The organism is Intestinimonas sp. HCP28S3_D6 (genome assembly GCF_052065695.1).
Taxonomy (GTDB): domain Bacteria; phylum Bacillota; class Clostridia; order Oscillospirales; family Oscillospiraceae; genus Intestinimonas.
Genome location: NZ_JBQHTM010000046.1, coordinates 20925 through 27341, shown reverse-complemented (window position 1 = coordinate 27341; position 6417 = coordinate 20925). Strand labels below are relative to the sequence as shown.

The window sequence follows — 6417 nt, the reverse complement described above, 5'->3', positions numbered from 1 at the left end:
AATGTTTCCTGTTTCTTCATCCCCATACACCACCATTGCGTTGATAGTGTTATTATCCCACATCCGGAGCCTTTATGGTAGTGCGGATTAAATCAGAGATTCCCTAGATAAACATATTTGCAGGCGGAAGGACGCTGTGGAAGATATTTCCGTACACGAAGTGGCCTAGAAATGGAAGATCTCCGAGCGGCTCACCCAAGAGTATTGTACGGAGGGACGTGTCCAAGGAGCGGAAAAATTCGGCGGTGTCTGGGCGATCCCGGCTGACGCCAAACCCATCTACAGGGAGACTATGGAAAGAGTATCGGCATTGTGGAGACCGCCCTGGCCATGCAGACGGAGGCCTTTCCCATCCCTTCCATCTATCTGCACCTGGCGGCCGTGATGGACTACATGAGTTTGAAGCAACCGGATGAGGCCCGGGCCCATCTGCTGGCGGCCAGGGGCCGGACCAACCAGGAGGCCGCCGACCACATGGGCATCGCCCTCAATACCGTCAAGGAATACATTTCCATCACTATGAAAAACCGAACATCCGGCAGCGGAAGGACCTGAAAAAGTATATGCTGCTCTGAAAACGATGCCCGCGGGATTCCGCGGGCCACGTTTTTTATGTAGGCACGCATAGCCGTGTGAAGGCTGTCGTTCAACGACCGGAAAAGGGAGAAGGCGGCCTGCTATTCCATCCAGTCCGCCCAGGACTGGGCGAAGAGGTTGTCCTTCAGGCAGACGAAGCAGAAGGAGCCACTCATGGGGGTCTCGGCCAAATCGAACCGGGCCAGGGTGCCCTGGGCCAACTCCCGCTCCACCACCGGCGCGTACAGGAAGGAGACCCCCAGACCGTCGGCCACCAGGGACTTGATGGTGGAGAAGTCGCTGATGGTGGCCACGCTGGGGAAGCTGCGGAGGGTGCGGTTCTGGCGGCGCAGGGCCTCCTCGAAGATGGCCCGGGTGCCGGAGCCGGTTTCCCGGATGAGGAGCCGCTCCCCGTCCAGCTCCTCCATAGCCACGGTCCGGCCGGCCAGTCGGTGCCCGGGAGAGCAGACACCAAAGAAGGCCTCCTGTCGGCAGAGCCGGGTCTCGTAGCGGCTGCGCTCGAAGAAGCCTTCCACCAGCGCAAAGTCCAGCCGACCGGCCTCCAGGGCCCGCAGGAGGACCTGGGTGTTGTCCACCATCAGGGAAAAGGAGGCCTCCGGGTGGTCCCGGAGGAAGCGCTCCACCTTGGGGGCGATGACGAACTCGCCGATGGTCTTGGAGGCGCCCACCCGCAGGGAGACGGGGGCGGCCGCCGCCATGGCGGCCTCGATTTTTTGGCTGTTGTAAGCCAGGGAGCGGGTGTACTCCCGCAGGCGCACTCCGGCGTCGGTGAGCCGCAGCACCTTCCCCTCGTAGGAGAAGAGCCGACAGCCGTAGTGGTCCTCCAGGTAGTGGATGTGGTGGGTCACCGCCGGCTGGGTCAGACAGAGCCGCTCTGCTGCCCGGGTGTAGTTCATGGTCTCACACAGCACGAGGAAGGTGTTCCAACGGGGGTCTAGCATGAGGCATCACCTATTACACAAATTTATAGCAGCATAAGGATTCTTCATTTTATTTTATCGTGCATCTGGACTATAATCAAGAGCACCGAGCGGAATATTGAGAAAAGAGAGAGAATCCTATGAATGCTGTCAAACGAATCTGGCCGGGCCTGCTGCTCTGCCTCATCCTGTCCATCCCGGGCTATCTGCTGGGCCACCTCTTCCCCGTGGTGGGGGGACCGGTGTTCGCCATCCTGATCGGAATGGTGGTCTCCACAGGCCTACACGACCGGGCATGCTTCCAGGCGGGCATCGCCTTCACCTCCAAAAAGATCCTCCAGTACGCGGTCATCCTGCTGGGCTTCGGCCTGAACCTGTCGGAGATCGCCAAGGTGGGCGCCACGTCCCTGCCCATCATCTGTACCACCATCACCGTCTCCCTGGTTATTGCCTTCCTGATCCGGAAGGGCTTGCACATGCCCAACAACATCTCCGTGCTGGTGGGGGTGGGCTCTTCCATCTGCGGCGGCTCGGCCATTGCCGCCACCGCCCCCGTCATCGGCGCCGACGACGAGGAAATCGCCCAGTCCATCTCGGTGATCTTCCTCTTCAACATCCTGGCGGCCCTCTTCTTCCCCACTCTGGGGGGCATGATGGGGATGACCAACGAGGGCTTCGGACTCTTCGCCGGGACGGCCATCAACGACACCTCCTCCGTGACGGCGGCCGCCGCCACCTGGGACACCCTCCACGGCACCAACGGCGCGGTGCTGGAGTACGCCACCATCGTCAAGCTGACCCGCACCCTGGCCATCATCCCCATCACCCTGGCCCTGGCCTTCTGGCGGACCTGGCAGGTCAAACGGGGGGGCAGCGTCTCCAACGGCTCCTTTGACCTGAAGAAGATCTTCCCCTTCTTCATCCTGTTCTTCGTCCTGGCCTCCATCATCACCACGGTCTCCACCGTGGCGGGCGCCGACCCGGCCCTGTTCCAGCCCTTCAAGGCCCTCTCCAAGTACTTCATCATCCTGGCCATGGCGGCCATCGGCCTCAACACCGACCTGGTCAAGCTGGTCAAGACCGGCGGCAAGCCCATTTTTATGGGGGTGTGCTGCTGGGCGGGCATCACCTTCGCCAGCCTGGCCATGCAGCACCTCATGGGTCTGCTGTAAAATCGTCCATTTGGGAAAACTGATTGTAATATCCGTTATGTGAAAGGAAGGAATTGCATCATGTACGACATCATCATCATCGGCGCCGGCCCTGCCGGCATCAGCGCGGGCATCTATGCGGTGAGCCGGGGAAAAAAGACCCTGGTGCTGGAGAAGGCCCAGGTGGGCGGTATCATCGGCAAGGTGTCCACCGTCACCCACTATGCCGCCATCCAGGCCAAGGAGACCGGCGCCACCTTCGCCCGGCGCATGGAGGAGCAGGCCCAGGGAGCCGGGGTGGAGATCGCCCATGAGACAGTCACCGGCGTGACCCTGACCGGCGAGGTCAAGCAGGTCCGCACCGATAAGGGCACCTATGAGGCCAAGCGGGTCATCCTGGCCAACGGCGGCACCCCCCGCAAGCTGGGCATCCCCGGCGAGGCGGAGCTGGCCGGCAAGGGCATGGGCATGAACGCCGCCCGGGACGGAGCATCCTATGCCGGCAAGAATATTTACGTTGTGGGCGGCGCCGACGGCGCGGTGAAGGAGGCGCTGTACCTGGCCAACTTCGCCAAGCAGCTGACCATCATCCACTTTGAGGACCAGCTGGGCTGCATCCCCGAGTTCCGGGAGAAGGTGGCCGCCGCCGGCAACATCACCCTCCGGCTGGGTTCCCGGCTCCACGGGGTCTACGGCAATGACCAGGTGGAGCGTCTGGAGATCGCTAGCGAGAAGGACGGCAGCATCGAGACCATTGAGGACCCGGGCTGCGGCATCTTCGTGTACGCCGGCGTGACCCCCAACACCGAGCTCTACACCGAATTGACCCTGGAGGGCGGATATATCCCCACCAACGAGAAGATGGAGACCGCCATCCCTGGCGTCTATGCCGCCGGCGACATCCGGGTGAAGCAGGTCCGCCAGGTGGCCACCGCCGTGGCCGACGGCGCCATCGCGGCCATCAACGCCGCCCTGTGATATAGCGAAAAATCAAAAGTGTGCCCCGAGTCGCCTAGGCAGAGCATGCTATCTACTAAAACAGCGGCGCAGGTAAAACCTGCGCCGCTGTTTTGGTCTATTTCCGGCCAAAGAACCGACGGAAAAATCCGCGCTTTTCTAGGGGGACCGGGCCACGGCATATCCGTCCCGGAGCTGCTGCATGGAGCGCTCTCGCTTGGAGGGCACGGCTATGTCAGCAGACAGAGAATGAGGCCGTAGACCACGCTGGCCGAGATGCCATAGGCCAGCACCGGCCCGGCCACGGTGAAGAGCCGGGCGCCGGTACCGGTGATGAGCCCTTCACTTTTGAACTCCAGGGCGGGGGAGACCATAGCGTTGGCAAAGCCGGTGATGGGCACCAGAGTACCGGCTCCGGCGTGCTTGGCCAGATCGTCAAAGCGGCCCAGTCCGGTAAGCAGAGCCGAGGCCAAAATGAGGGTCATGGAGACGGCGGCGCCCGCGCTGTCCTGGGAGAGCCCCGCCCGGCGGTAGAAGCCCAGCAGCCACTGCCCCGCCGTACAGATGAGCCCACCCACGAAGAAGGCCCAGGCCAGATCCTTGGCCATGGGGGAGGGCTTGGCCATCCGGCCCACATAGGCGCAATATTCCTGATTGGTCATGTCCATGGTAGTTCGCTCCTTCCGTTGGGGACAGTTTGCCCCTTGACAGGGAAAAGCATGCATGTTATCATCCTATTTACTAAGTTAGTAATTTAGTAAATTAGTAATACGCCGGGCAAATGCCGGGCGGGAAGAGGAGCGAGAGATGGAAATCCCAACCAACCTGAAGCACAAGCCGGTGATCGTGGCGGAGGACTACGCCCACATCGATGGCCGCACCGCCTACGAGAGCGATGCCCAGGGTCTGTCCCTGGGGCTGGCCCAGTGGAACGACCGGGGCCGGGTGGACATTTCGGCCAAGGTGTGGCGGCACACCGGGGAGAAGTGGTCCCGGCAGTCGGAGGAGCTGCCCCTCCACCGGGTGCTGGACCTGGCCATCCTCACCTGTCGGGCCATGCGATACTTCCGGGAGGAGGGCTACCGCTACCCCAACGGGTACAACAAGGAAAACCCCGTCATTGACCGGGTAGGACTCCAGGGGGACGCCATGACGGTGGCGGTGTGTACCGGCAACGACCACATCGACGGGGACATTGCCCTCTTTCAGGAGGCGCTGGCCCGGGACGGAGAACTGCTGGGAGAGCGCATCCGGGTTTTGAAGGAGCTGGTGGCTGAGCTGTGATGGGTTGACTTTCGGAAGAGGATGTGCTATACTGCCCACGCTTACTCGGAGGGCGAGTCATTCGGCAGAAATGATGAGCCGGATAAGAGGACAGGCTGAGACGCCTGTTTTCTTATCCGGCTTTTTATTTTGCGAGGAGGGGAAGAGGATCATGGACCTTCTGCGGGAAAACGTGGGGAGGCTGTACGGGCGGTACCTGGCCGCGGCCTTTGGCAGCGCCCTCATCAGCTCCATCTACGGCATGGTGGACATGGCCATGGTGGGGCAGTACCAGGGCCCGGAGGGTACCGCCGCTTTGGCGGTGGTGGCCCCCGTCTGGAACCTCATTTACAGCCTGGGCCTCCTCACCGGCATCGGCGGCTCGGTGCTCTTCGCTGCGGCCAGAGGGAGCGGTGTCCAGGGAAAGGAGGGCGAGGACCAGTATTTCACCGCCGCCCTCCTGGCCTCCGTGGTCCTGGCCGCCCTGTGCTGGGCGGTGGTGGCCCTCTTTGACGCCCCCCTCCTCCGGTTTTTCGGCGCCGAGGACACCCTGCTGCCCCTGGCCCAGCGGTATCTGCTGCCGGTGAAGTTCGGCGTTCCCCTCTTCCTCCTCAACCAGATGCTCTCCTGCTTCCTCCGCAACGACGGCACCCCGGGTCTGGCCACCGGAGCCGTCCTGGCCGGCGGCATCTTCAACATTTTTGGGGACTACTTTTTCGTGTTTGGTCTGGATTTCGGCATCTTCGGGGCCGGACTGGCCACGGTACTGGGGGCCCTCATCACCTTCTGTGTCCTCCTCAGTCACTTTTTCTCCCCCAGGAACACCCTGCGTCTGGTGCGTCCCACCCGGCTGGCGGTTCGGCTGGGGAGGATCGGCACCGCCGGCTTCGCAGCCTGTTTCGTGGATGCCGCCATGGGCATCCTCACCATCCTCTTCAACCGGCAGATCATGACCTATGCCGGGGCCGACGCGCTGTCGGTGTATGGTATCCTGGTAAACATCAGCACCTTCGTCCAGTGCTGTGCTTACAGCGTGGGACAGGCCGCCCAGCCCATCCTCTCCACCAACTTCGGGGCGGGGCGGTGGGATCGCATCCGGGCCACCCTCCGCTGCTCCCTGCTGGCCACCGCCGCCTTCAGCCTCTTCTGGACGGCGGCGGCCCTGGGGGCACCCCTGGTTTTCGTCTACATCTTCATGTCGCCCACGCCCCAGGTGCTGGCCATCGCCCCCGCCATCATCCGCTGCTATGGCCTCTCCTTCCTGCTGCTGCCCTTCAATATTTTTTCCACCTATTATTTTCAGTCCCTGCTGCGCCCACTGCCTGCCATGGCGGTGTCGGTGGCCCGGGGGGCCCTCATCAGCGGCCTCCTCATCCTGACCCTCCCCGCCCTGCTGGGGGCGGACGCCCTGTGGCTGGCCATGCCCATCACCGAACTGGTGGTGGCGCTGCCGGTGGCCGCCCTCATGCTGAGGGACACCCGGCAGGGGACAAAAAAGCGCACCCTCAACTGAGGGTGCGCTTTGCGTT

General features: G+C 62.5%; 7 protein-coding genes. 5 read left to right on the top strand and 2 right to left on the bottom strand.

Features of this window, described 5'->3' with window-relative positions:
- Window positions 1–312: 312 nt before the first annotated feature.
- Entirely contained in the window at window positions 313–555 is a 243-nt protein-coding gene (locus ACTNBK_RS13690; RefSeq protein ID WP_441146915.1) for a hypothetical protein, read from the top strand.
- A gap of 122 nt (window positions 556–677) precedes the next feature.
- On the opposite strand, the gene ACTNBK_RS13685 is transcribed toward ACTNBK_RS13690, so the two are convergent.
- The gene (locus ACTNBK_RS13685; protein WP_441146913.1) at window positions 678–1538 is read right to left on the bottom strand and encodes a LysR family transcriptional regulator; all 861 of its coding nucleotides are present in this window, start codon (window positions 1536–1538) and stop codon (window positions 678–680) included.
- Between the two features lie 119 nt (window positions 1539–1657).
- On the opposite strand from ACTNBK_RS13685, the gene ACTNBK_RS13680 reads away from it, so the two are divergent.
- Window positions 1658–2689, top strand: coding sequence for a YeiH family protein (locus tag ACTNBK_RS13680; RefSeq protein ID WP_441146911.1), 1032 nt, complete (start codon window positions 1658–1660; stop codon window positions 2687–2689).
- Between the two features lie 60 nt (window positions 2690–2749).
- Window positions 2750–3646, top strand: a complete 897-nt coding sequence (locus ACTNBK_RS13675) for an NAD(P)/FAD-dependent oxidoreductase (RefSeq protein WP_441146909.1) — start codon at window positions 2750–2752, stop codon at window positions 3644–3646.
- A gap of 209 nt (window positions 3647–3855) precedes the next feature.
- On the opposite strand, the gene spoVAC is transcribed toward ACTNBK_RS13675, so the two are convergent.
- Window positions 3856–4293, bottom strand: a complete 438-nt coding sequence (gene spoVAC, locus ACTNBK_RS13670) for a stage V sporulation protein AC (RefSeq protein WP_441146907.1) — start codon at window positions 4291–4293, stop codon at window positions 3856–3858.
- Between the two features lie 139 nt (window positions 4294–4432).
- Here spoVAC and ACTNBK_RS13665 point away from each other — a divergent pair, with 139 nt between their 5' ends.
- Together ACTNBK_RS13665 and ACTNBK_RS13660 are read left to right on the top strand one after the other, a co-directional pair.
- The gene (locus ACTNBK_RS13665) at window positions 4433–4909 is read left to right on the top strand and encodes a DUF6530 family protein (protein WP_441146905.1); all 477 of its coding nucleotides are present in this window, start codon (window positions 4433–4435) and stop codon (window positions 4907–4909) included.
- A 151-nt stretch (window positions 4910–5060) separates the two neighbouring features.
- A complete protein-coding gene (locus ACTNBK_RS13660) occupies window positions 5061–6401 on the top strand; it encodes an MATE family efflux transporter (RefSeq protein WP_441146903.1) in 1341 nt (446 codons plus the stop codon).
- The last annotated feature ends 16 nt before the right edge of the window (window positions 6402–6417 follow it).